The sequence below is a fragment of the Streptomyces sp. NPDC048639 genome, assembly GCF_043199075.1.
GTDB lineage: Bacteria > Actinomycetota > Actinomycetes > Streptomycetales > Streptomycetaceae > Streptomyces.
In genome coordinates, this window is the sequence record NZ_JBICVP010000003.1 from 32,131 (window position 1) to 57,250 (window position 25,120).

Consider the following 25,120-nt stretch of genomic DNA (forward strand, 5'->3'; position numbering starts at 1 on the left):
CAGTCCCGTACGGTTGGCATGTCATCGGTAACGGCGGCGGACGTATCACGGGGGAGAGCATGACCAGTCCGACCCAGGGTCACGGCCACGTACAGGCCGAAGTTCCGGGCCAGTACCAGCCGGGAGCCCAGTCGCAGACGCAGGCGTACGAACCGCACCCGTTCATCGGCGGGCGGAATGCCGCTCTGCGCGCGCTCACCGCCTGGCGGGCCGGAGCACCCGAAGCGCCACGCGTCGTCGCGCTCACCGGCAGCCCGGGGACGGGGTGTTCGCGGCTGCTGACCGGGTTCCTGATGCTGTGCGATCCCGAGTACCGCAAGCAGTTGCCGCTCGACGCGCTCGACCCCGCGACTGTGCCGCCGGAGTTGCCGGCCCCAGCCGTGCCCGGTCCCGACGGGCTGACCGCGGCCCAGCTTCTGTGGGTGCTCGCCGACCACTACGACCTGGCCGCCACCCGCGCCGCCGACGTCTACGCCGAACTCGGGGCGCGGACCGGGCCCGTGACGGTCGTTGTCCCGGACGTCGACCGTGCCGGACCCGTTCGGGCCGCGAGCGAGCCCGCACGCCTCGTACGGGAGGTGCTGAAGCCTCTCGCGGCTGTCGAGACCGTACGTCTGCTCGTTGACGTTCCGCGCACCCTCGCCACCGAACTGGTTGAGGGCCTCCCGCCCGGCACCGCCCTGATCATCGATCTCGACGACCCCCAGTGGGCCGACCCGGAAGGGCTGGTCCTGCAGGCCGATGCCATGCTGCGGCCGGAATTCGGTGCTCCTGAACTGCCGTTCACCACTGATGACGCCGCGCGGCGCGCGCTCGCCACAGCCATCGCGCGCCGGGCCGGCGACGGAGCTGGCAGCCGGCTGACCGTACAGCTCGCCGTGCAGTCCATCCTCACGCAACCGGACGGATTCGACCCCGCCAACGAGAGTCAACTGCCGCGCAGCATCGGCGAAGCACTCAATCTGCACGCAGTGCGCCTGGGCGCCGAACCGCTGTCGCTGCGCCGGATCCTGGCACCACTCGCCCTGGCGGAAGGTGACGGGCTTCCCCCCGCGCTGCTGGCTCCGCTGGCGTCCGCCGCGGCGGGCGAGGACATGAGCGAGGCCGTGGCGGGTGGCATGCTCCTCGCGGCGCCGTTCATCCAGGCCTTGGGGATTGAGGACGAGAGCGTCCCCGAGCCCGACCGCACCCTGATCCGACTGCAGCATCCCGGTATCGCCGCAACGATCCGCGCCGGCCTGCCCGACATTCCCGGCGCCCAGGCCCGGATAGCGATGCACCTGCTCGAGGGGGTCCCCGAGCAGAACTGGGCCAAGGCCGCGCCGTACGTACGCGACCACATCGCCGCGCACACCCTCGAGGCGGGGATCCTCCCCCAACTCCTCACCGATCCGGGGCTGTTCGTGCACTCAGACCCCGTGCACCTGCGGGCGGCCGTCGAAGCCGTGCCCGTCGAGTCGCTCGATTCCCCTGCGCGCACCTATCTGCGCACCGCCCCGCTGCTCACCCGCACCGAAGCGCCGGCCGTGTTGAGGGCAGCCCTGCTGGAGACGGCGTTCGTCGAGGACGGTCTGTCCGACTACGCCGATGCGGTGCGCCGCACCGTTGCCGGTCTCCCCTGGCACACCCTGTGGAGCGCCCCCGTCGAGGGCGTCAGCGCCGTGAGCGTGGGCCGGCTCCCCCGGACCGCAGCCGCACAGAGTCCGGGTGAGAACCCCGAGAGCGCGTCGGACAGGGAACCCGAGAGTGCATCGAGCGAGCAGGAAGCCCTCCCGGTCGTCGCACTCGTCGTCCCCGTCGGCACCCCGGGCGCCCGCCCTGTCGATGATGCCGACGGTCCAGCCGTGCTGCTGTACGGCCTGACGGAGCCCGGCCATGCGGACGGCGACCCCGCGCAGGTCCTGCGCCCTTCCGAGGACGAACGGGCCGCCGCCCCGCTCGCCTTCAGCAGGGGCGCCGACTATGTTCGGGTCTGGGACCGTGCCGACGAAGATGTCGTGGCCGCGCTGATCTCCGACACCCCCGTCACCGCGGCCGACCTCTCCCCCGACGGTGTCCTGGTCGTGGCGACGGAACGCGGGGTGAAGGCTCTGCGCATCCTGTCGCACACACCAGCGATAGCCTCGTAGCAGACAAGCTGACGTACTGCCCAACCTGCCGTACGGACCCCGCTGTCGTACCGACCGCACGCTGCCGAACCACCCACAGCCTCCCCACCCCGAAGGTCTCGAAGGAGTCCCGTCTTGATCAGCCAGGCGCAGGCCGTCGCCATCGCAGACCGGTGGCTCAATCCGCAGGGCGCGCAAGCTCCGCAGCGCCAGGTGGCCACGCATGAGTTCGACCTGGGCTGGGTGGTCTGGGCTGTGCCGCCCCCTCCCGAGCGCGACCCGGTGACCGGGCAGCGCCGCCCTCCGGCCGACATCGGGAACGCGTGCGGTGTCGTGGACCGCCGCACCGGCGAGCTGACCGTGTGGCCGTCCGTGCCCGTCGAAGAAGTCGTGCGGATGTACCAGCAGAAGCATGGGGGCGCCGCCGTGTCCGCTGCCGAGCGCCCCGTGACCGGCCCCGGCAACACCACCGTGTTCACCTACGTCGACCCGTCGAACGGCGAGGAGACCAGCCTCTTCCGCAACTCGGCGCCCGGCCTGCCGCACTCCGAGTATCAGGCGATGGCCGAGATCCAGCGGATGGGCGTCCCGCCGCAGAACGTGGTCGCGATCCACACGGACCTGAGCTCGAGCCTGCTCCCCGGCGGCTACCCGGGCGACATGCTCCGCGGCGCCTTCCCCAACGCCCAGTTCTCCTGCACGCAGAACTACGGTCTGCGTCCCGAGGAGCGCGCCGAGGGTGTTGCCGCTCTGCTCCAGCACGTCGAGATGATGCACCAGATCTCCGGGCAGCAGCCCCCGCCCCGCCCGCATCGCGTACCGGTGCCGTCGGCTGTGACGCTGGCCGAGCCCATGCGGGACGTGGCTCTCGGCCGCCGCCTCGCCGAGGTGTTCGGCCCCGACGGCGTACGACGGTACGACGCGGACGATGTGGCGCATACGCAGCTGCCCGAAGACGCCAAGGCGACGCTCACCTGGGGCGGACTTCCCGCGGACATCCCGTTCTTCTTCACGGCCGACCGGGCCGACGCTCCTCCGCAAGGCGGGCTGTTCACGGATGCGGCGACCTTCATGCGCGAGGTCGGGACCCGGGCCAACGAGACGACGCTGGAAGTGCTGTCCGGGCACGTCAGGATCGGCTCCGACGGCGTGGCCGCCATGACCGTCCAGTGCACCTCCCCGGAGCACATGCCGACCCCGGTCGGCCAGGTCTGGGCGGTCCCGCCGCAGGATGCCATGGGCCGCCGTGTGAACGTGTCGGTGTCCGCCTTCGTCCGCTCGCTCTCGCTCCTCTCCACCACGCGGGAGCTGATGCAGGGCATGGACCCGATCGCGGCGGGCGAGGCGGTCGCCGCCTTCCAGGAGCAGTTGGTGGCGATCGACGCGTCGGCGCTGGACGACCCGAAGAACTGGTGGTCCGTGATCGTCGAGCAGATGTGGCACGGGCTGTTCTGACCGCGCCGCCCCGCAGGGCGCTCATCCGCGTTCCCGCAGGGGCGCTCATCCGCGATCGACGCCACGCTGGCGCTCGTCCCGGACCTGCACGCAGGCACCGTCCATTCTCCGGACCGCACTGTCGATCCGCAGGAGCGCCCTGCCACAAGGGCCGTTGGGACCAGGGCCGTCAGCGCTGGAGCGCCTCGACGAGCGATGCGCCGAGCATGCACAGGACGATCGCCCAGAATGCGGCACGGGTACGTCCTCGACGCCCCAGTTCGGCGGCCACCCCGCATACAGCGACGGCCACCCCGAAGGCGGCGATGAGCGCACCGGACGCTCCGGAGCCGATCGCCTTGACCAGGCCCGTGATCGCCCCGGCCATGAGGACCAGGCCCACGAGCACCATGGCGTGACGTGCCGTCTGCGGAGCGGTGCGCGCCCGGTCCTCGCGCAGCATGGTGCGCCGCTCGGCATTCGTCGTCGACGTCGCCCAGCGCAGGGCAAGGTTCTGCTTGTGCTCGAGGTCGTCGTCCTGGGAAGGCGCCATGGGCCGACAGCATAGACCGCGCCGTGCAGGTGCTTGCACGACGTTGTACGGGTGCACTCGACGGAGGCGCCCCCCGGGGGCGCTCGACGGGTGCGTCGCTGCCGGGCCCACGGGCGGCCGAGCGTGCGGAGCCCTCAGGCGCGCACGGTCAGCACCAGGACGGCGGCCCAGGCGAGTTCCGCCACGATCGCGCCCGCCAGCCACCGCAGGTTGCGGTTGCGCCGCGCCCTTAGGGCGAGCACGCCGGCCGCGGCGATGACCGGAACGCCGATGCCGGCCGTCACGCGGGCCGCGGTTCCGTAGCGCGACGGGTCGGTGGTGAAGCCGATCACGAGCAGGGCCAGGCAGGCACCTCCGATCATGGCCGCCAGGAGCAGGGCGAAGATCAGGCCCTGGCTCCACATACGGTCGGACAGCTCGGGGTCGGCGAAGCGCCCGCTCCCGCGATTCCCTCCGGAGCCGCTTCGCGAGCCGGTTCCCGAGCCGTCAAGATCAAAATGGACGTCGTCATTCCTGTGGTTCCACACGCCCTGTAAGGTACCCACGCCCCGGACGGCGGCGAAAGGCGCCGCGAACAGGGGCCGGATTTCGGAACGTCGGGGGTCTTCGTGGGCGACTTCGCAGTGGAACATGCCGATTTGACCGGCTACTCGAAACAAATCGCACGTGCTGCCGAAGATCTTGAACAGGCCAAGCGGTACTGCGGCGACAACAGCGAAGTCGGCGTCTCCAACGAGGGCCTGATCACCCTCTGCCTCACCACGCACACGGCGACCGTCCAACAGGTCACCGCTGCGCTGAGGACCTCTCAGGAAACCGTCCGGGCATCCGGCCGCGAAATGGCCGGCGCCGGCACGTACTACCGCGAGACGGACGCCGAGAACGCCGCGAACGTCGACGCGACATACCCGGCGAGCAAGCGCGGGAACAGCGCTCCGCCGCCATCGGGCGGCAGTGCGTCCGCATTTCCCGACAAGGTCGAACCGACCAGCTTCATGACTCCCCCGAAGCCTCCGGAGGAGTTCTCACAAGGGCTCCTCCTGGACACGTTCAACGACGCCAGCGATCTCATGAGCCCGACGTACTGGATCACCGAGGCGTACAACATGATCTTCGGGTTCAATCCGCTCGACGAGGTCATCCAGTGGTTCGCCGGTGACTGGGAATCCTTCGCCAAGTGCGCGGAGTTGTGGACAAAACTCGGCAAGGCTTTCGAAGGCGTGGCGTCGAATCTCGCTGCCGGCAACACCACGCTCGACGGCACCTGGAGCGGCAACGCGGCCGACGCCGCCTTTGTCTATTTCGAAGGGCTCATCAAGAACCTCAACGAGGCGAAGGACACCCTGGATTCGCTGTGCACCGAGTACGGACAGCTGGCCCATGCCGCGTACTCGTCCGCCGAGGCCATCAAGGGAGTCATCGGGGGCATCATCGACGGACTGCTCATCGTCGCCCTCGAAATGGCGGCCGGCACGCTGCTGTCGTGGACCGGCGTGGGGGCCGCGGTCGGCTACGGCCTGGCCGCCCTGGAGATCGCCAACATCCTCCGGCTCTGGGGTCAGGCCACGGCGATGTTCGCCAAGGCTCAGGCGATCGTCAACGGCGGCGTGGGCGTGATCGAGGCCCTCGGCACCACGATCTACCACTCGTCGGTGACATTCCCCGCGCCCGGCAAGACTTACGACCATCCCGCCGCCTAGCCCGGCCGATCGCGACATCAACCATCCGACTCCGCCCCTCGCAGCACCCCACACGGAAAGCACCCGCCCATGAGCCACGACGACCGGCAGATCGGCGACGCCGACCTCACCGACATCACCCGCGGCGACGAGGTCCGCGCCCGCGCGCTGCGCAAGACCCTGCAGAAGCTGGCGGGCAGCGAGCAGGCCGGTCCGGCGCTCCAGGAGATGGCACGGGAGGTTCTCTCCGGGCGCACAGGCCTGCGAGACGCGATGCGGAACGGCTCGTACGCGGAGGCCCTCGGCGAACGCGTCGCCCAGGCACGCCAGGCGTACGAGCAGCTGCCTCCCGACGAGCTCGAGCGGCAGAAGGAGGAGGCGCAGCGCTTCCTCGACGCCCAGCGCGAGGAGATCGAGGAGGAGCGGCGGGAACGGGGCGGTTCCGGCCCCGGGCGCCCGCCTCGCCATGACGGCCGGGACTGGAGGCTGTAGGCCGTCGCTACGGGGCTGTCGGGTCGTGGGAAAGCGGCCTCGGGGACGAGTGCGGTGCGACGGTTCGGCCGTAGTGAACTACGGCCGATTCGCGGCCTCAAGAGCGGAGCAGCAGCGCGTCCCCCGCGATAGTGGCAAGAACTCCGGTGATCATCATCCACATCCCCAGCCGGGTCCGGCCGCGGCGGCTCAGCTCGATGACCACGCCGCACAGGATGAGCGCCAGTCCGTAGACACCCACGACGAGCACCGACGACTGCTGGGCAAGCCGTAGGGCGAGACCGGCCGCCATAGCGACCATGAAGAACACGCTGATGCCGATGTGAATCCGGCGCGCCTGACGAGGCGTCAACGCCCTCCGCTGGGCTTCGTCCGGCAGGGACTCCCCGGACGGGGCATCCAAGACAGCGGCCCCGACCGGGGGGACTTGCTGATCGCGTTCGAGTTCATCATTGCCGGTTGAGGTCATGGCCCAAAGCCTAGACGCTCAGCGACAGTTGGTGCGCAGAGGGCGACTGCAGTGACGGATCGGCGGCCGTCGAGACGGTCAGCGGCCGACCCCGCGGATCACGGAGAGCGTCGAGACGTACGAGGCAGACGTCACGCGGGCCATCCTCGGCCTGGAGCAGGATCAGGACTCTGGACAGAGAACCCGAAAAACCCTTGGTGCGGCGACCCCACCAAGGGTTCCCAGGAGAGCCGTCCGGCTCCCGGTGCTACTGGCCGGGCGGCTGAGTCGGAGGACCGGACTGATAGCCGCCGGGGGACGTGGGCTGCTGCTGCGGGTTGTACTGGTGCGGCGGCACCTGGCCCGGACCAGGCTGCCCCGGGTACGACGCGTACGGCGCGCCGCCACCTGGGCCTTGCCCCTGGCCACTGCGGCGACGCCTGGAGAGGACGATCAGCAGGGCGATGATGCCGCCGACGACCACGATACCGCCGCCGATGAGGGCGAGTTCGGTGGTGCCGATGTTGCCGGAGGAGGACGAGGAATCACTGGCCTTATCAGGAGTGGTTCCGGAGTCCGACGCCTTGGGCATCGGAAGCGGACCTTCCTTGGGCCCTGCGGGGATGTCCCGCGACAGCGCGGCCCTGGGCTGGATGTAGCCGTAGCCATAGTGCTCGTCGGGAAGCTTGGCGTTCTTCATGTCATCTGGAAGGCCCGCGGTCTTGACCAAGCGGTTTGCTACCTGACCAGCGGTCAGGTCGGGGAACTTGGCACGAACGAGGGCGGCGGCAGCGGCGACGTAGGCGGTGGAGAGGGAAGTACCTTCACCATCCACCTGATACCGGATTCCCTTCCCCACGGCGGCGTTCGGAACGTCAACGCCGGGGGCCAACAAATCGACGGAAGAGTTGTAGTTGCTGCCGTCCCAAACCTTTCCGTATTTGTCAACCGCACCGACACCAATCACCCCAGGATACGCAGCCGGGTATTGATCTTTCGGAAGGCCATCATTTCCGACACCGGCGACTAGAACGACGTTACGTTCCAACGCATACTGGATCGCCTTAGGAGTGTCTCCGTCGGCAGAACCAGCAAAAGACATGCTGATCACTTTTGCTCCGTGATCCACTGCATAGCGAATGGCGTGGTAGAACTGGTTCCCCTCAGGTCTACCACTGATCTGAGTCTTCACGGGCAGGATGCGCACATCAGGAGCCAACCCCTTCAGCCCCTTGCTCCCTCCCGGACCATGCCCCCGAGCTGCGATGATGCTCGCCATAGCAGTTCCATGGTCCCGCCTGTCGACTACCCCGTCATTGGGATCCAGGTTTTTCCATTTGCCGCCAGTGACGTCGGTCCCGGGAAGGAACCTCCCCTTGAGATCGGGATGGCTCCTGTCGAACCCTTCGTCAATGACAGCGACGGTGACGCCCTTGCCCGTCGACATCTTCCAGATATCTGCAGCGATGAATGCCTCAAGGGGCCATTGTGCATCGCGAACTTCATCCGCGGCAGCCGAGCCGCCCGTGCCGATGAGCATCGCTCCCGTCAGCACGGCAGCGCCGACGGACCGCCGCATGTGCGTGAAGCTCATTGCCATGTCCTCTCTCAGGCAGTGGGGGCGCAACCACAAGGCTGCGCCCCCACATTTCCTTGCTTCTAGGCGTCCATCAAACGCTACTCGACGACCTTAGGAGCAACATTGCGATCCGGCGTCCACGTCTCCTCGTCCTCGACAAGGTAGTCGGGACGCTTGCCACGCTCCTTCTCATCGTTCGCGTTTGCGCCGCGTCCGCCAGGCACACCCATACCTGGGCGGCCTGTGTTTTTGCCCGCTTGGCTACCACCACGACTGCGGTGCAGACCGGATCCACCCTGGCCACCGGTTCCGGCGCCCTTCGCGGCACCCACTACGCCGCCGCGCTGGCGAGCGAGGCCACCTTTACCTCCGGCGCCCTTGGCGCCTCCGGTACGCCCGCCGGGCCCACCACCCATGCCCGGCGCCCCAGCACGTCCGCCGGCACCCCCACCACCGCGAGTCATGCCACCACTGACAGGGCCTGGCAGTCCTACGCTCCCGTTGCCCGAGCCAGCTCCCACGTTCCCGGAGCCTGCACCGAGGCTGCCACCGCCGCCGAGCTTTCCAGCGCCACTACCGGTTCCAAGGCCACTACCTCCACCCGAGATGCCGTCGAGGCCTGTACCGATCTGGGAGCCGGACTTCGGGGAGTTTCCGATGCCTCCGGAGATTCCGTTGGTCCGAGATCCTGTCGGGGACTGGCCCGGCTGAACCATGCCGATGCCCTTGTTCGCCCCAGCTGAGTACGGCTTCACGCTCTTGGGGCTTGCTGCGCCCCCCGGGGTGGGCATGACCACGGGAGGAGGAGGCGTGGCTGCTATGGGCTCCGTGGGCCAGTCACCCCCCGGGGGGTCTTCCGGAGGCTTGATACCCCTGTGACGCGAGTAGTTGAATGCCAGCTCCTCCATCACGATGACTGCCTCAACCTGACGCTCCTTGCTCAGCGACAGATTGCCTCTGTTGAGCTCAAGTGCCGTGCGGGCGTCGATGTTGGGGTTGGCCATGTCACGGTGGAACTGGGAGTCGTCCCGAGAGCCATCGTCGAGCTTGTCCTTGGCTCTGTCCACTGTGCCCGGGGGTTCGATCTGCTTCATCGTCGCCTGGGCCTTGCGCAGGTTCGCCGCGATGCCGACGTCCCGGCCGGTCTCCCGCGTGCCGATCATGGACATCTCAGCGTTTCGCGCGTGGCCGTACGTGCGGTCGATCTTCTTCAGGACCTCGTTCGCCGCATCGAGGAACTTCTCCGACGCGGGACCATGCCAGTGCTGAAGGGCGTGATCGATCGCGTCCTTGAAGGACTTGCGGATACCACCAGTGCCGTCGACGCCACAAAGCTGGTCGGCCGCTGCGCGCCAGTGATCGCCGGCCCGGTCCACCTGGTCCGGGTCGGCGTTCTCGATCATGGACTTGAGCTGCTCAAGGCCATGGTGATGGAAGTCCGAGGCAGATACAGGAATCTTCCTCTTGCCGTCCGGCTGCAGTTCCTTCAGCTTGGCATCGCGCTCGCGCTTGTCGTTGGCCTTCTCGTACTGCTGCGCCGCTCTGTGCTCGCCCATTGCGTCAGCCACGGTGCTCCCCCTCTTCCGACATCGACGTATCAGCCGCCTGCCTGCTCACTCGCACTCCGTCAGCCACCCATGGACTTCTGGGTGTCATGCTCTGCATCGTCGTAGGCACCGTGGACCGACTGCGTCTTCTTCCCGAAGTCCTGGATGAACTGCTGCAGCTTCTTGAGCGTCTCAGTCATGTACGTCTGCATCTCATCGTGAGCCGACGCGAGTTCCTCGGCCTCGCCGAAGTTCACGCCCAGAGCCGTCTTCGAGATCGAAGTGCCGTAACCCACCTTGGAGCAGGGCTCATCCATGTCCTTGTCCAGGGACTTGAGCCGTGACACGACGCCGTCCAGCTCACTGAGGTCAACCCGGTACTGCTCCCGTTCAGCCATTCACTGCCTCCCCGTTACCCATCCAACCTGCTTGAACTCTGCTGTGGCGTCGGCCCACCCCAGACTGACCGGTGCTCCCGTGCGGCGAGCACAGCAACCACCGGATGTCGGCCAGCATCTGACGTCGATTCCTGGCACGTCTAGTGTAGTTGGCCGGTGAGACACGGCCCTGGGGTGGTTCGGTCGACGAGATCTCAAATCGGCGACTCTTTTGGAGCCCCCGCTGCGAGGGGTGCGGTCCTTGCCCAACCCACTCGCTGTTACGCCAGGCGACCCAAGAACCGGCGTATGCCGAATGGCACAAAATTCGGCAACTGGGGTGTACCGCCCCAGCCCTGACCTTCGAGACCTTGAACTCCCTGTCGCACGATCGTCGTTGGCTGACGGCAAGGGTCCGTCGAACCCGGATGCACCCTGACTGGCGGCGCAGCACTGGCTCTCCTTTGGGAAGCGACGTGTTCGATCGAGTGGCGCAAGGTACGAGATCTGATCGGGCCTACTGACCAGGCGGCTGTTGCGGCGGCCCAGGCGGGTAGTAACCCGGCGCAGCAGGCTGCTGGTAGGCGCCCGGCTGCGGGGGATACTGGCCCGGCTGCTGCTGCGGGAAGCCCGGGGCACCCGCGCCAGGGCCTCCCCAGCCTCCCGGACCGCCGGGGCCGCCCGGAGGCGGGCCATTGCGGCGGTTGCCGCGCCGCACGACCACGATGACGACGACGATGATCGCGATGACCGCGAGCCCACCGACAGCGATGCCGACCACAACGCCCGTTCCCAGCCCGGACTTCGGCTTCTTCAGCTTGGCACCGCTCTGCGTCGCCTTGCCGTCGCTGCCGTCGGGCCCGTTCGCCCCCGCTGACGGCGCCTCAGGCATCTTGAGCGGGCCGTTCTTGGAGCCCGCCGGAATGTCCGCGGTCAGGGCGGTGTAGGGACGGATGAAGCCGTAGCCGTACCTGCGGTCAGGAAGCTTGAGGCCCTTCTTCTGCTTCGGAAGACCAGCTGTCTTCACCAGGCGGTTGGCGACCTGCCCGGCTGTGAGATCGGGGAACTTCGACCGAAGGAGAGCAGCGGCCCCCGAGACGTAAGCCGCCGAGTCGGAGGTTCCGTTGGAGAGCCGGTACGGCTTGTTGGCCCCCGCGGACCTGATGTAGACGCCCGGTGCTGTCAGCATGAGTTGGGGACCGGAATCCGAGTCCTCCCACACCGCAAGGTACTTGTCGACGGCCCCGACACCGACCACGCCCGGGTAGGCCGCAAGAGCATCCAGTTCGTCATCGCCCTCGTTGCCGGCGGACGAAACGAGGAGGACGTCCTTCTTCAGGGCGTATGCAATCGCCTCCTTCTGTTCGTCAGTCAGCACGAGGATGTCAATGGACATGTTGACGACGCTGGCGCCTTCGTCTACGGCATATCTCAACGCCTCTGCAAAACCGTTGCGAACGGCGTACTCGGTGTCTCCCCTGAAGAAGTCAACGGGAAGGATCTTGGCGTCAGGGGCAAGTCCCTTCACACCATCGGCGCCGCCCGGGCCATGTCCGTGCCCGGCGATAAGAGCCGCCATGGCCGTACCGTGGTTCTCCCGGAGTTCGATATTGGCCGGCCCACCGGTCTCGATCTTCTTGCCCGGGAGGACGTTGCCCTTCAAGTCCGGATGGTCACCCTGAACACTGTGGTCGAGAACAGCAACCTTCACGCCCTTGCCCGTGGATTCCTTCCACACCGCTTCGGCGTCGAAAGCCTTCAAGGGCCACTGGTCGTCTCTGATCTCATCCGCCGAGGCAACCGGCGCGGACCCGAAGAGCAGCGCTCCCGTCACCACCACGCCACTCACTACTCGCAGCGCTCGTGTGAACCTCATGCTGTAACACCTCTCCTGCCGAACAGGGCCCGCAGCCCGGGACTGAGGGCCCTGTCGTGCTCTACCGGTCGGTCACTCGGCCGTCATGCCTATTCGATGACCCGCGGTGCCACATTACGTTGCGGCAGCCACGTCTCCTCTTCCTCCGTCAGGTAGTCAGGACGCTGACCACCCTTTCCGTCCTTACCGGCGTTGGCTCCGGCGGCCCCGGGGGCGCCGGCCGCGCCCATACCGCGACCGCCGCGGGATTGACCGGCCTCCGATCCACCGCGGCTGCGGTGGAGACCCGAACCGCCCTGCGCCATACCGCTCGAGGCTCGGCCACCAGCGCTGCCGACGACTCCACCCGCCCGACGGGCCATGCTGGATCCTCCGCGGCCGGCGCCTCCGCCCTGACCGGCACCGCCTGCACCCTGTCCGCCCGCCATTCCGGGCATCATTCCGGCCCTGCCCGATCCCGTGCCGGACGTCGCGCCGGTCTTACCCGTGCCTCCGCTGCCGACGGCGGTCTTGCCCGTGCCCGTTCCGGACGTACGTCCGGTGCCGGACGTGCCGGTGCGTCCTCCGCCGATGCTGGCAGCACCACCGATGGGCATCGAGCCTCCGCCCGCGCCTCCACCCCCGATGCCTCCGCCGCCTCCACCCGAGCCAACGCCGAGGCTGCCACCGCCCGAACCCGGCTTCTGCGAGCCGTCGGTGACACTGTCCAGTCCTGTTCCGATCTGGGATCCAGGTCGGGTGCCCTTGCCTACCGGAGGCTTGAGCTTGATGGGGTCTCGGCCCCCCACGCCAATGCCTCCGCGGCGGGGCATCTTGGCGCCGCCTCCGCCGATGCCGCCGACCCCGCCACCGATACCGCCGCCACCGATACCTCCGGTGTCGCGATTGCCGCCGCCGTTTGGACGCTCAGGAATCTCACCGTCCTTGGTGGCTACGGGGGTCTTGAGCTTGGAGGACTGGGTGACATAGGAGGTGCCCAGCTTCTCCATGACGACCGCGGACTCGAGGTCCTGTCGCACGAACTTGGGGAGGCCCAGGTCTCCACGGACGCCGTCCCATTTCTTCAGAACGGCCTCGGTGCTCATCCCGCTCTTCAAGTCGGCCTGGACACCGTTGTAGGACTCGATCTTGCCCTTGAGGTTGCCCTCTTCGGTGAAGAAGTAGCTCACCGGCGAGATCGCCACCATGATCGCGCGTTTGTCGTCGGAGTCTCCTTCCTGGTCCCGCACATACTCGTAGCTCAACTGGCCGCCACCGTGCTCGATATGTGCCTGGATGGCCTGCTCGGCCTGCTCCTGTGCGGAACCCTCGCCGCGCATGGCACTCCAGTCGATGCCCCCCATGCCGTCGAGCGCCTTCTGCAGGTCGTCAGCGGACTGGCCCATCGCATTGGCGACGTCCTGCGCATACGGAGCACCACGCTCGAAGTTCCCGCTGATCTTCTGCGCCTGCTGCCAAAACTTGTCCGCCGACTTCCCATGCCAGGTCTTGAGGACTTTCTGGACAGCATCGTCGAAGCTCTTCTTGATGCCGCCCTTGCCGTCCTCGCCGACCAGTTCGTCGTGAACGACCTGCCAGTGTCGCGCGACTTCCTTGACGGATGAAACCTTGGCCCCGTCGAGCATCGTCTTCAGCTCTTCGCCCCGCATGGCGTTGAAGACCGTGTAGTGCGATACGTCTTCATACCTGCCGCTGTGCCCACCGCTCGCTGGTGGTGTCGTCATGCCCCGACCCCCTGTTCCGACCTTCGACTGATCGACCGCTCACCAATGCCGTTCACTTCATGGAGTTCTTGGCCTCGGCGTCGTCATAGGCTTCCTTCACCTTTTTCGTCTTCTTGCCGAAGTCGTCGACGAGGCCCTCGATCAACCCGAGGATGTTCTTCTCGATGAAGGTCTTCATTGACTCATGGGCAGCTTGCAATTCCTTCTGTTCATCGAAGTTGTTGCCCAGAGCACCGTTCGGCAGGTACGTGCTGTTCTTCGCCTTGTCCTTCGGGCCACCCATATCCTTCAGGACCTGGTTGAGCTCCTTCATGACCTGGTCCAAGGCGTCCAGGTCCACTCCGTACTCTTCTTTAGCCATGAACGGCCTCCCCGTTACCACTTATTGAGTTCTTGCGGCGCCAGTCCCGGATCGCCACGGAGGAGCCGACCACCACTCCCAACATGGCGAGTCCGCCGGCGAAGACGTAGATGCCGTACCGGGTACGCCGCTCCTGCGGGGTTTCGCCCAGCGTGAGCTTGGCCGGGTAGATGTTGTCGGCGCTTGCGCCGGCCCGGGCGGTGTCCGGCGTCGGCGGCCCCGTCGGCTCGGTGTTGTCGCTCATCGCTGCGACGGGGTCGACGACGCCCCAGCCGACGTTGTCGTCCCGGTCGGGCCTGACCCGTTCGGCTGTCTTCTCCATGTGCCAGATGACCTGCTCCGGCGTCCACTTCGGATGCTTGGACATGATGAGCGCCGCAACGCCCGTGGCGTAGGGCGCCGCGAAGCTGGTGCCCTGGTCGACACAGTGACCGTCACCCGGAACCGTGGAGACCATGTCCACGCCCGGTGCGGCGATGTCGACGAAGTCGCCGGGCTGCGAGAAGGCGGCGCGCTCGTTGTTGCGGTCGGAAGCCGCGACGGCGAGGACACCGTCGAAGGCCGCGGGATAGGTGTCCTTCTCCTGGCCGCTGGCTCCGTCGTTCCCGGCCGAGGCGACGACCAGGATGTCCTGGCTCGTGGCTCTCTTGACGGCCTTCTCGAGGTCGCTCCCGGGGTCCAGCTTCGTGTTGGTTCCCTGGGAGATGTTGATGATGTTGGCGCCCTGGTCGACCGCGTAGTCGATCGCGGCCACCATCTTCGGCACCGTGCCGCTCTTTTCGTTGTCGTTCTGCCGGATCGGGATGATCTTGGCTTTCGGTGCGATGCCCACGAAGCCCGTGCGGGAGTCCGGCTGCGCGGCGATGATGCCGGCGACCTTGGTCCCGTGTCCCACCTCGTCGTTGGTGCCGTTGCCCTTGGCAATGACGTCCTTGCCCCGTCCGAGCGCGGGGGCGATCTGGCCGTTCTGGTCGTCGACTCCGGTGTCGATGACCGCGACCTTGACGTTCTGGCCCCTGGTCTCGGCCCACATCTGGTCGAACAGAAGGCGCTGCAGCGACCAGGGCGTGCCCTTGATGGGGTCCGAAGGGAAGTTGCACTCCCCGCTGTTCAGCGGCACGCCGTCGTCCGCGGCGGCCGGCGGAGCGGCGATGCCGAACAATCCGACGGCGGACAGCGCTGCCACCAGGACACCGATGGTGCCCCTCCGACGCCCGACGACATGTTCAACAGCGCGAGTTCCCACGGATGTTCTGCTCTTTCCATCAGCACGTATGCACGCGCATGGGTTCATACGGAAGATTTGGGTCCAACGGAAAATGAGGGCGAGCGCACCATGCAGCGCGCCCGCCCTCGATCACTGTGCGAGCCTGAATGGCTGCTCAGTCACTTCTCTGCCACTAGTGCCAGATGCCCGTGTTCTTCTGCTCCGTGCTCTGGTAGTTCTGAGCGGCGGTGTCCAGGGCCTTGGCGATGGACTCCAGGGTGGCGTGGAGGGAAGCGGCGCGCTTGTCCCACTCCGCCTGCTTCTGCTGGTAGCCCTCCTGCGCGGCACCCTGCCAGCTCTGGGCGATCTTCTTCACGCCGGTCTCGAGGTCGTCGAGCTGCGTCCTGATGTTGGTGGCCGTCCCACGGACGTCACTGGAGGCCTGGGAGATCGTCGAAAAATTGACGAGCACTTCGCCGGACATGGTGTCTCCTCGGGGAGTTGATGCGATCGAGTCGGTTCAGATTGCTGCGCACGCACCGCGATCGCGGTGCGGCCCGGTTATCCGAAGGGAGACGACTGAGCGCCCGCCTGCGACACGATCTGCTGCTGCTCCTCTTCGGAAGCCACGTAGTTCTTCGTGGTCGCGTCGACGGCTTCCTTGATGTCCATCAGGATCTGGTTGAGCTTGTTCGCGTCCTCGTTCACCTGCGTCTGCATGGAGTTGAAGGCGGTAGCCGCAGCGCCACGCCACCCGCCGGTGATCGTGTCGACCACCGTCTGCAGACGCTTGATCTCGCCCTGGATCGAGCTGCTGACCGTGGAGATGCGGCCGCTGAAGGCCACCATCTCTGCTTCGGTCGTAGTGAACTGTCCAGCCATCAGTCAACGTCCCCCATGAGACTCGCACCTCGACCGCACGCGCTGCGGAGGCTCTCGCACGGCTCGGCATCGCTTATTTGATGCCTACTCTCACTCTAACCATCTGGTCTGACATCGCCCAACGGGGGCAGGAGAGTTGTGACGCGTTCACAACATTCACACAACTGACCGCTTCCCGTGTCCGGTTGTCGATTCGCGGCTTACGTCAGGAACCCTGCGGCTGTTTGGCATCATCGGTATTCAGCGAGGGCCCGGCCGACAGCAGGCTCGACCACTCCTTCGGCACGCCCGGCGGGTTGGTGATGCCCTCATATCCCAGCCTGACCCTCGCCTGGTCCTGTTCCTGGCTCTCGGCGTTTCCCGAACCGCTGCCGCTGTCGTTGTTCCGCTGGACCGAATAGCGCAGACCCGTGTCCGTCACCAGAAAGAGCGTCCCGTCCGTGGCCTTGCCCGCCGTCTGCTTGTAGAGAAGGCCGCTGCCAGGCGTGACGTACGCACTACCGCTGTCCGTGTTGACGGGTGCCGGGTAGTCCTTGCCGGCCCATGCGGACATCTCGGGGACTCCCAGCGGCTTGCCGGCGATCTTCCGGTCACTGCCGTAGTAGACGCTGCAGACGACCCGGTCGCCCTCTTCCTGCTCCCAGGTGTTGGCGCGTCGCGCACGCTCCGTCGGCCAGGGGATCTCGCGCCCGTCGAACTCCTCGAAGAAGCCCTCGTTGTCCGCCGGGTCGATGTCCGCCTCCACGACGCCGATGCTCTTCGGGGTCTCGTCCGGGTAGGCCGCTTGGCCCACGGGCCCGTGGATCAGCAGCTCGGCGACGAAGTCGGACACGCGCTGCAGCTCGTCTCCGAGCACGACGTAGTGCTGTCCCCGGGACTCGAGCACCTTGCCGATCGTGCGGTGCTCCTCCGGAACGCCCTCGGCGCTGGACGGCTCACCCGCGCCGGGAACCGTCGGAAGGACGATGGGGAACGGGCTCTTGTAGACCGTGTCCATCCACTCCTTGGTCACCTTCTGCGGCGGCTCTTCACCGAAAAGGATGCGGCGCAGCAGGTCCTGCTGGGACTGCCGGTCGCCGGGCAGCGGCGACTGCCCCGGGAGCCGCTGCGCAGCCGCCGCGTCCAGCTTGTGGGCGACGCCCCGTTCGTCCACCAGGTACTGGATTCCGTCCGGGTCCTCGACGAACAGTGCCTCGCGCTTGTTGAGCGCGCCGCGGTCGTCTTCCTTGAGCTTCTCGAGGTGCCTGTCGCTCGAGCCGAAAACGAAGACGGCACGCTGCGCCTTCGAACGCTCGTTGACCCCCGGCCGTTCGCAGAGCGCCCAGGTCTTCTTCGTCTTGGCGTCCTCCTGGTCGGGCAGCCGGTCCGGCGCGTACGGGATGCCGATGGTGGGGCCGTGCTTCGGAGCAGTCGGCCCGTCGAGGACCGACTCCTTGACCTTCACCACATCTTTGCTCTTCCCGCCCAGGACCAGCCGTGCGGACGCGAGGTTGAGCACCGGGTGCAGGACGTCCTTGCCCTTCGGGCAGGCTTCGCCCTCCTTGGTCTCGACGCCGCAGAGCACCACGTACCGCGTGGTGGACTCGTCACCCACGATCACGCTGCCGCCTGGCGTGTTCCAGCCCTGCGGTGCTACGGGCTTGATGAGACCGCAGGCCCCGAACCCGACGAGGATCACGGTGCCGAGCAGAATGGTCGGCACGATCGTCCTCATCGGCCGCGGGGCGCTCTCCGTCGAGCCGTTGGGGAGGGGCTTCAGGAAGGAAGCCACTGTGCGCTTGCGTGCGAAGCTGTAGGCGTTCAGCTCGTCCCGCCGTGATGCCATTGCTGCCTTGACTCCCCGTCTGTCCGTTTGTCGGATCCCTCGGTGACCGCACTCGCCAGTCGCACCGAAGCGCCCTCTACTATGCCGTGCGATGATCGGACCGTACGGTACGGGTGCCGAGTTGGGCTCACCAACCTCGGCCCACCGAAGCGGCGGTCGCCACGTCGAGGTAACAACCCAGTACGAGTAGAGGAGCTTGCCGGGGGATGTCCAGCGCCACCAGGTCCCGACGCCGCGATGGGCGGCAGCAACAGCCCGCGCAACCAGGAGGCCGCAGAGCGGCCCGCCCGGACACCAGGACACCCGCACGCTCGGCCGCGGCGCCCCGCCTGCGCCCGCAGAGCGGCAACATCGTCGGCAGTGTGCGTGTGCAGCAGCTCGTGCTCGTCGAAATCGCCGCGGCTCTGCTGCTGGTGGGCCTCGTGACCCACCCGGTGGTGCTCGCCGTCGCCGGTGTCGTCGCCGCCCTGCTGCTCGTCGTCGCGCTGGGTCGCCGGCGCCGTATCCCGCTGCCCGACTGGATCTCCACGGTACGGGCGATGAAGCGGCGCCGTTCCGACGTCGTCCCGGTCCCCCAGAGCATCGAGTCCGCCTTCGCCCCGGTCGTCGAGTGCGACCCCAGCCTGCGGACGTACGAGTACATGGACCGCGACCAGCGGGCCATCGGCTTCGTGGGGGACGGCACGTTCCTGACGGCCGTCGTCCGGGTGGAGGCGCAGGACGAGCCGCTGCGCCCGTTGCCGGGCAGCCGCCCGGTGCCGCTGCATCTGCTGCACTCCGTCCTGGACATCGAGGACATCCACCTCGAGTCGGTGCAGTTCGTCCAGTACACGCAGCCGGCCCCGGCCCCGCACCTTCCCGAACAGGCCGTCGCCGCCCGGAGCTACGCACCTCTGCAGGCCCAGGCGCAGACCCCGGCCGTCCGGTTGACGTGGATCGCCCTGAAGCTCGACCCCGAACTGTGCCCCGAGGCCGTGGAGGCGCGCGGTGGCGGGATCGGCGGGGCGCAGCGGACGCTGCTGCGCGCCGCCGACCATCTGGTCAGCCGGCTCGACGGCTACGGCCTGCGCGCCCACGTCCTGGAGGAGCGGGAGGTGGTGAGCGCCCTGGGCATCGCGGTCTGCGCCAACCCGCGGGCCAACGCCGCCCCGGGCCGTGACGGGCGGAGTTCGCGCCGCACGCAGGAGACCTCGCGCGCGTGGCGGTGCGACGACCGCTGGCACAGCTCGTACTGGGTCAGCCGCTGGCCGCAGCTCGGTCCGGGCGCGGCGCCGATGGCGGGCATCGCCCAGTTGTTGAGCGGGACGCGGGCCATGGCGAGCACGTTCAGTCTGACCACGGCCCGCGGAAGCGGCAGTTCGCGCGGTCTGACCGGCTATGTCCGGTTGTCGTCCCGCAGTGAGAACGAACTGACGGCCGCGCAGGCCGAGCTGGAGCGCCGTGCCGGTTCGGTGAAGCTGGGGCTTGTACGGCTCGACCGTGAGCAACTTCCCGGCGTTCTGGCCACGCTGCCCCTCGGAGGTACCCGCTGATGTCCGCGCCCGTCCATCCTCAGCGCGCCGACTGGAGCAACAACAGCTGGGGCCGGCAGAACAGTTGGGACGGCCGCCCCGGCCGCCCCTCGCACCTGCCCACCCCCGAGCCCGAGGCGCCTCAGCCCTCCGCACCCGAGCAGCGCTCCCAGCCCGGCTACGGGCTGCGCGGACCCAAGCGTGACCGGCACCTCCTCCCGGCCGAGGTGCTGGACCAGCTCACGCTGCCGGTCGGCGACGACGGAATCGTCATCGGCGTCGATCCGGAGAACCAGCCGGCCGTCCTCGGACTCCTGCGGCCCAAGCCGCTGGACGTACTCGTCGTCGGCAGCATGTGGATCGCCCAACTGCTGTCCCTGCGCACGGTCGCCGTGGGGGCCCGGGTCGCGGTCGAGACCGCGCGCCCTCAGGCCTGGACGCAGATGGCGCAGGCCGCGGGCGGCGGTCAGCAGTGCGTGTCGATCCACGATGTCCGGCAGATCGCGCCGCAGGGCCCGTCGGTTTCCAGCCCGGTACTCGTGGTCCGCGACTGCGGCGCGCAGCCGCCGCGCAATCAACTGGCCCCCAGCTCCTGGCAGTCGGTCCTCACGCTGCTGCCGTTCCTCGGCCCGCGGGCTCCCCGGCTGCTGGCCCGCGCGGACCTGCTCGGCCTCCAGCGGCTCTCGCCCCAGGAGGCGGATGTGATCGCGCGCATCATGCGCCTGCCGCGCCAGGTGGCGGAGACACTTCCGACGTTGAGCGACAACGCGATGCTGTGGTGCACGCGGAACCACCACCAGTTCGTCCTGACCCAGCCGACCGACTCCGAGAACGGTCTGCTGGGCGCGCCCCGGCGTATGGACTAGCACGGCCCCAGGCCGCGCTGGACGGGGTGGAGGGTGACTCGACCTCAGCTGCTGAACACCGGCCCGAATGATTAGGCTGTCCTCAGAGCGGCAGGAGTACACGAGGGCAGCTTTACGGGGAGGAACCGCCGGTGACGCTTGAGGCGGCATGCCGCTGCGCCCGCGACCATATGATCCGCCTGTATCCGGTCCTGCCGTTCAGGTGCATGTCAGTGCAGGAGGCACAGTGAACAGCGATCGGAACGACTTCCGCTCGGACGGCTCGTACCCGGACGACGACCAGTCGGAACAGGAGCTGACGGGCGAGTTCAAGCTCGATTTCGCCGCCCCCGACTGGTACGCCCAGAACACCGGCGGTACGTCCGGTGGCGGTGCGCCGTCACCACCACCGCCGATGGGTGATCCGCTGCCGGTGAACGGGCCGCCCTCCTATGGCGGTCCCGCGTCCGGCGGTCCCGTGGCCGGGGGGCAGCCCACCGGGCCCACTGCACCGCCTCCGCATGCGCCGGCACCACCGGTCCCGACGCCGCCTCCCGCTCCGATGACACAGGGCATCCCTCCGGCAGCCCAGGCGTCGTCGGCTGGCGGTGGTCCTTCGGGAGCTGCTGCAGGTGGTCCGCCGCCGCCTTCCTTCCCGATGCTGCGCCCCGCCGAGGGGGACACCCCTGCGCCGGCTGCCCCGGCACCTGCTCCCCCGGCACCTGCTCCCCCGGTACCCGTCCCGGTCGCCTCCGAGCCCGAGGCGCCGTCACCCCAGTCCGACGGTAGTGACGGCGAGGGGCCGTCCAACAGCGGTGAGGCGCCCACCGGTTCGCGGGTGCGCAGCGGTGTGGGAGTCGATCCCTCGGCCGCGCTCTGGGGCGACGACGACCCGGAGCAGGAGCAGGACCGGACACAGGACGAGGTGACGGGGTCCGACTCCGGCGCGGGATCGTCCGAGGGGACCACGGCACCAGCGGCGGACGGCGCGTCCGACGACGCCGCTCCCGCGACCGGTCCGCAGCAGGCGCAGCCGGAAACTCCGCAGCGCGACGCAGGAGGTGCCGAGGAGCGGGCCGCCCAAGCCCCCGTGGCGCCGCCCCAAGCCCCGGTGGCATCGCCGCAGTCCGCCCCCGCGCAGCCTGCGCCCGACCATCGGGCACAGGCCCAACAGGCACAGGCACAGCAGGCACCGCCGCAGCAGACTCCCGCGCAGCCGATGCCCGTACAGCAGACGCCCCCGGCGGACGGGCCCCAGTCCGGCGTCAACCAGCAGGGCGCGTACCAGCCTTCGTCCGCGGCGTCCCCGCCGAGCCACGGCGCTCCCTGGAGCTCCACGCCTCCGCAGGGCACCATCCCTCCCCTGCCCCCGGAGTTCCAGCCCGCCGATCCGGCACAGCAGACCCCGCCCCCGGCCCAACCCCCGTCGAACGCGCAGGGACAGGGCTATCCCCCGCCCCACGGCCAGCCGCACGCGCAGCCCCACTCACCGATGCAGGGGTACCCGGCACCCCCGGCACAGCCCGGGCCGGGTTACGGCTACCCGCAGGCCGGCGTCCCTGCATCGCACGCGGGCGGGCCACCCACCGGCACGCCGCCTCAGGCGCAGGACACTGCCGCAGGGCCTCAGCCCCCGTACGCCCAACACCCGAACCCGAACCCGTACGCGCAGCCCGCTCAGGCCGGCCCGCACGCGGCTCCGGCGCCCCCTCCCCACGTCCCCGGCCCTGCACCGGCCCCGAACGCGCAGCAGCAGGCGGCCCAACAGGCGTACGCCCAGCAGGCCCAGCACGCTCAGCACCCCCAGCAGCACCCCCAGCAGCAGCCGCAGACACCCGCGACGCCCGGGCCGCACACGCCCAACGCGCCCGAACAGCAGCAGGCTTACGGCTACCCGCACGCCGGGCCGCCGACGCCGCAGGCCGGTGGATACGGCTACCCGCAGGCAGGGCAGCCGACGCCGGAGGCCGGCGGTTACGGCTACCCGCAGGCGGACCCCCAGGGTGCGCACGGCGGGCAGCCGCAGGCCGCCCCGAACCCCGCTCCCGTGCAGCCCAACGCCCCGCGGACGGACGACTGGAACCCCTCGGCCGGCCCGGGCCAGCAGCAGCGCTCCGCCCCCGGGGCGCCGCTGGGTTACGGCGCATCGGTCGAACTGACCTCGGACCGACTGCTGAGGGGGCAGCCCAAGAAGAAGAAGCCGGGCAACAACATCCCCCAGGCGTCCCGGTTCAAGCTGGGCAGCAAGCGTGAGGAAGCGGAGCGGCTGCGCAAGCTGGAGCTGATCCGTACGCCGGTGCTGTCCTGCTACCGGATCGCCGTGATCAGTCTCAAGGGCGGAGTCGGAAAGACCACCACGACCACCGCTCTCGGCGCCACGCTCGCGACCGAACGCCAGGACAAGATCCTCGCGATCGACGCCAATCCCGATGCCGGCACGCTGGGCCGCCGAGTCCGCCGGGAGACCGGGGCGACCATCCGCGACCTGGTGCAGGCGATCCCCAGGCTGCACAGCTACATGGACATCCGCCGGTTCACCTCCCAGGCGCCGTCGGGGCTGGAGATCCTCGCCAACGACGTGGACCCTGCCGTCTCCACGACGTTCAACGACGACGACTACCGGCGGGCCGTGCATGTGCTCGGCCAGCAGTACCCCGTCATCCTCACCGACTCGGGTACCGGACTGCTCTACAGCGCGATGCGCGGTGTGCTGGACCTCGCCCACCAGCTCATCATCATCTCCACGCCGTCCGTGGACGGTGCGAGCAGCGCCAGCACCACGCTCGACTGGCTGTCCGCGAACGGCTACGCGGACCTGGTCCAGCGCAGCATCACCGTCATCTCCGGGGTCCGTGAGACCGGAAAGATGATCAAGGTCGACGACATCGTGTCGCACTTCGAGACACGGTGCCGCGGCGTGGTCGTGGTGCCCTTCGACGAGCACCTGGCAGCCGGTGCCGAGGTGGACCTCGACATGATGCGGCCGAAGACCCGTGAGGCGTACTTCCATCTCTCGGCGCTGGTCGCAGAGGACTTCGCGCGCGCACAGCAGGCCGAGGGACTGTGGACGGGCGACGGATCCGGGCAACCGCCGCACATGGCACCGCCGATGCCGGGCCAGCAGCAGCCCCACGCGCAGCCCACCGGATATCCGCAACCCCCCAGCGGTCACCCGCAGCAGCCGGGACAGCCGTACGGGCAGCAGCCGCAGGTGGACCCGCGGACCGGGCAGCCCGTACCGCCTCAGTACCCGCAGCCGGGAGCGCAGTGGCAGACAGGTCAGCAGGCGCCGCAGGGTCAGCCCGGGCAGCCGCCCGCTCAGCAGCCGCAGCAGGGGACCGCGATCCCCGCGGCCTGGACGCAGCAGCCGGCCCAGCCGCCGCAGCAGCAGGCCCCCCGGCCCGGGCCGGACGAGCAGCCTCAGCAGCACCAGCCCGGATACGGCTACCCGCCCCCGCAGCAGCAGGGCTAGCCGAAGGCACCGCACGACGCGCGTCGGTCGTCACCATTCCGTTGAGGTGGTGACGACCGACGCGTTCGTATGGGAGAAGGGTGCGGAACGGGAGACGGAACCTCACCGGCCGGTCCGCCGACCCATCGAGCGGGCACCATGGAGCCCTGGCACTCCCGGGCTTCGGCCCGGTGGCGTTCGCGGGCGCCCGGCGCTCGCCTGTGACGGCTCAGCGCTCGGCGGCGCCGGTCAGTTCCCGCGAGCGCTTCACGTCGTTCGCGATGCCCTCGAGCAGCGCCTCGATCGAGGCGAACTTCTCCTGTCCGCGCAGATAGGCGAGGAAGTCCACCGCCACGTGCAGCCCGTACAGGTCCAGTCCGACGCGGTCGATCGCGTACGCCTCGACGGTCCGCTCGGTCCCGTCGAACTGCGGGTTCGTGCCCACCGAGATCGCCGCGGGCATCGACTCGCCGTCGACTTCGAGCCATCCCGCGTAGACGCCGTCGGCGGGGATCGCGGTGTGCGGCAGGGTCTCGACGTTCGCCGTCGGGTAGCCGAGCTCGCGGCCGCGCTGTGCGCCCCGTACGACGACGCCCTCCACGCGGTGCGGGCGCCCGAGGATCTCCATCGCGCCGGCCACGTCCCCTCCTGCGACCAGACGCCGCGTCAGGGTCGAGGAGAAGGGATCGCCGCCCCCGGCCTCGCCACGCACGAACAGGTCGACGACCTCGACCTCGTAGTCGTACGTGGTTCCCAGCTCGGCCAGGAACTCCACGTTGCCCGCCGCCTTGTGCCCGAAGCGGAAGTTGGGACCCTCCACGACGACCTTCGCGTGCAACTTGTCGACCAGTACCTTCACCACGAAGTCGGCGGGCGACAGCTTCGAGAACTCCGCCGTGAACGGCAGGATCAGTACGGCGTCCACGCCCAGCTCCGCCATCAGCTCCGCGCGCCGGTGGTGCGGGGCGAGCAGCGGCGGATGGCTGCCCGGTCGCACGACCTCGCTGGGGTGCGGGTCGAAGGTGACGACGACCGAGGGGATTCCGAGCTCGCGCGCGCGGGCGACGGCACGGCCGATGATGAGCTGGTGCCCGCGGTGCACGCCGTCATAGGAGCCGATGGTGACGACACTGCGCCCCCACCCCTCGGGGATCTCCTCCAAGCCACGCCAGCGCTGCACTGTGACCGCTCCTCGCCCGAACCCGTGTACGTGATCCACGT

The 25,120-nt window shown here is 68.7% G+C and carries 21 protein-coding genes; 7 read left to right on the forward strand and 14 right to left on the reverse strand.

Translation table 11 applies throughout. The features are described from left to right. Positions 1 to 59 precede the first annotated feature (59 nt). On the forward strand, positions 60 to 2,129 hold the full coding sequence (locus ACGFNH_RS08475) for an ATP-binding protein (RefSeq protein ID WP_393652292.1): 2,070 nt from the start codon (positions 60 to 62) through the stop codon (positions 2,127 to 2,129). A gap of 114 nt (positions 2,130 to 2,243) precedes the next feature. Next, positions 2,244 to 3,563 carry an SUKH-4 family immunity protein gene (locus tag ACGFNH_RS08480; protein WP_393652293.1) on the forward strand — a complete coding sequence of 440 codons (1,320 nt, stop codon included), beginning with the start codon at positions 2,244 to 2,246 and terminating at the stop codon, positions 3,561 to 3,563. A gap of 169 nt (positions 3,564 to 3,732) precedes the next feature. Here ACGFNH_RS08480 and ACGFNH_RS08485 read toward each other — a convergent pair whose 3' ends face one another. Both ACGFNH_RS08485 and ACGFNH_RS08490 read right to left on the reverse strand, forming a co-directional pair. Continuing rightward, positions 3,733 to 4,095, reverse strand: coding sequence for a hypothetical protein (locus ACGFNH_RS08485; protein WP_393652294.1), 363 nt, complete (start codon positions 4,093 to 4,095; stop codon positions 3,733 to 3,735). Between the two features lie 134 nt (positions 4,096 to 4,229). Beyond that, on the reverse strand, positions 4,230 to 4,622 hold the full coding sequence (locus tag ACGFNH_RS08490; protein WP_393652295.1) for a hypothetical protein: 393 nt from the start codon (positions 4,620 to 4,622) through the stop codon (positions 4,230 to 4,232). Between the two features lie 111 nt (positions 4,623 to 4,733). On the opposite strand from ACGFNH_RS08490, the gene ACGFNH_RS08495 reads away from it, so the two are divergent. Next, positions 4,734 to 5,795, forward strand: coding sequence for a hypothetical protein (locus ACGFNH_RS08495; protein WP_393652296.1), 1,062 nt, complete (start codon positions 4,734 to 4,736; stop codon positions 5,793 to 5,795). A 69-nt stretch (positions 5,796 to 5,864) separates the two neighbouring features. Next, the gene (locus ACGFNH_RS08500; protein ID WP_393652297.1) at positions 5,865 to 6,266 is read left to right on the forward strand and encodes a hypothetical protein; all 402 of its coding nucleotides are present in this window, start codon (positions 5,865 to 5,867) and stop codon (positions 6,264 to 6,266) included. 97 nt (positions 6,267 to 6,363) lie between these two features. Here the strand turns inward: ACGFNH_RS08500 and ACGFNH_RS08505 are convergent, their stop codons facing one another. The 11 genes from ACGFNH_RS08505 to ACGFNH_RS08555 form a co-directional block, all read right to left on the reverse strand. Continuing rightward, positions 6,364 to 6,735, reverse strand: a complete 372-nt coding sequence (locus tag ACGFNH_RS08505; protein ID WP_393652298.1) for a hypothetical protein — start codon at positions 6,733 to 6,735, stop codon at positions 6,364 to 6,366. A 247-nt stretch (positions 6,736 to 6,982) separates the two neighbouring features. Next, positions 6,983 to 8,308, reverse strand: coding sequence for a S8 family serine peptidase (locus ACGFNH_RS08510; RefSeq protein ID WP_393652299.1), 1,326 nt, complete (start codon positions 8,306 to 8,308; stop codon positions 6,983 to 6,985). Between the two features lie 83 nt (positions 8,309 to 8,391). Continuing rightward, positions 8,392 to 9,861, reverse strand: coding sequence for a hypothetical protein (locus tag ACGFNH_RS08515; protein WP_393652300.1), 1,470 nt, complete (start codon positions 9,859 to 9,861; stop codon positions 8,392 to 8,394). 59 nt (positions 9,862 to 9,920) lie between these two features. Further along, on the reverse strand, positions 9,921 to 10,238 hold the full coding sequence (locus ACGFNH_RS08520) for a hypothetical protein (RefSeq protein WP_393652301.1): 318 nt from the start codon (positions 10,236 to 10,238) through the stop codon (positions 9,921 to 9,923). Positions 10,239 to 10,734: 496 nt separating this feature from the next. Then, on the reverse strand, positions 10,735 to 12,093 hold the full coding sequence (locus ACGFNH_RS08525) for a S8 family serine peptidase (RefSeq protein ID WP_393652302.1): 1,359 nt from the start codon (positions 12,091 to 12,093) through the stop codon (positions 10,735 to 10,737). Between the two features lie 89 nt (positions 12,094 to 12,182). Further along, complete coding sequence (locus ACGFNH_RS08530; protein ID WP_393652303.1) at positions 12,183 to 13,817, reverse strand: hypothetical protein; 1,635 nt, start codon at positions 13,815 to 13,817, stop codon at positions 12,183 to 12,185. 52 nt (positions 13,818 to 13,869) lie between these two features. Continuing rightward, positions 13,870 to 14,178 carry a hypothetical protein gene (locus ACGFNH_RS08535; protein WP_393652304.1) on the reverse strand — a complete coding sequence of 103 codons (309 nt, stop codon included), beginning with the start codon at positions 14,176 to 14,178 and terminating at the stop codon, positions 13,870 to 13,872. Continuing rightward, complete coding sequence (gene mycP / locus ACGFNH_RS08540) at positions 14,171 to 15,364, reverse strand: type VII secretion-associated serine protease mycosin (protein ID WP_393652305.1); 1,194 nt, start codon at positions 15,362 to 15,364, stop codon at positions 14,171 to 14,173. Before mycP ends, ACGFNH_RS08535 begins: the two co-directional genes overlap by 8 nt. Before the next feature lie 214 nt (positions 15,365 to 15,578). After that, a complete protein-coding gene (locus ACGFNH_RS08545) occupies positions 15,579 to 15,869 on the reverse strand; it encodes a WXG100 family type VII secretion target (RefSeq protein ID WP_393652306.1) in 291 nt (96 codons plus the stop codon). Between the two features lie 77 nt (positions 15,870 to 15,946). After that, positions 15,947 to 16,267, reverse strand: a complete 321-nt coding sequence (locus ACGFNH_RS08550; RefSeq protein ID WP_393652307.1) for a WXG100 family type VII secretion target — start codon at positions 16,265 to 16,267, stop codon at positions 15,947 to 15,949. 205 nt (positions 16,268 to 16,472) lie between these two features. Further along, positions 16,473 to 18,092, reverse strand: a complete 1,620-nt coding sequence (locus tag ACGFNH_RS08555) for a type VII secretion protein EccB (protein WP_393652308.1) — start codon at positions 18,090 to 18,092, stop codon at positions 16,473 to 16,475. Positions 18,093 to 18,298: 206 nt separating this feature from the next. Between ACGFNH_RS08555 and eccE the strand changes: the two genes are divergently transcribed. The 3 genes from eccE to ACGFNH_RS08570 all read left to right on the forward strand — a co-directional run bounded on the left by eccE (position 18,299) and on the right by ACGFNH_RS08570 (position 23,920). Beyond that, the gene (gene eccE, locus ACGFNH_RS08560; RefSeq protein WP_393652309.1) at positions 18,299 to 19,624 is read left to right on the forward strand and encodes a type VII secretion protein EccE; all 1,326 of its coding nucleotides are present in this window, start codon (positions 18,299 to 18,301) and stop codon (positions 19,622 to 19,624) included. Beyond that, complete coding sequence (locus ACGFNH_RS08565) at positions 19,624 to 20,469, forward strand: hypothetical protein (protein ID WP_393652310.1); 846 nt, start codon at positions 19,624 to 19,626, stop codon at positions 20,467 to 20,469. Before eccE ends, ACGFNH_RS08565 begins: the two co-directional genes overlap by 1 nt. 226 nt (positions 20,470 to 20,695) lie before the next feature. Further along, the gene (locus tag ACGFNH_RS08570; RefSeq protein WP_393652311.1) at positions 20,696 to 23,920 is read left to right on the forward strand and encodes an SCO5717 family growth-regulating ATPase; all 3,225 of its coding nucleotides are present in this window, start codon (positions 20,696 to 20,698) and stop codon (positions 23,918 to 23,920) included. Positions 23,921 to 24,128: 208 nt separating this feature from the next. On the opposite strand, the gene ACGFNH_RS08575 is transcribed toward ACGFNH_RS08570, so the two are convergent. After that, positions 24,129 to 25,079: a bifunctional riboflavin kinase/FAD synthetase gene (locus ACGFNH_RS08575; protein ID WP_393652312.1), complete on the reverse strand. Its 951-nt coding sequence runs from the start codon at positions 25,077 to 25,079 to the stop codon at positions 24,129 to 24,131. Between the last annotated feature and the right edge of the window lie 41 nt (positions 25,080 to 25,120).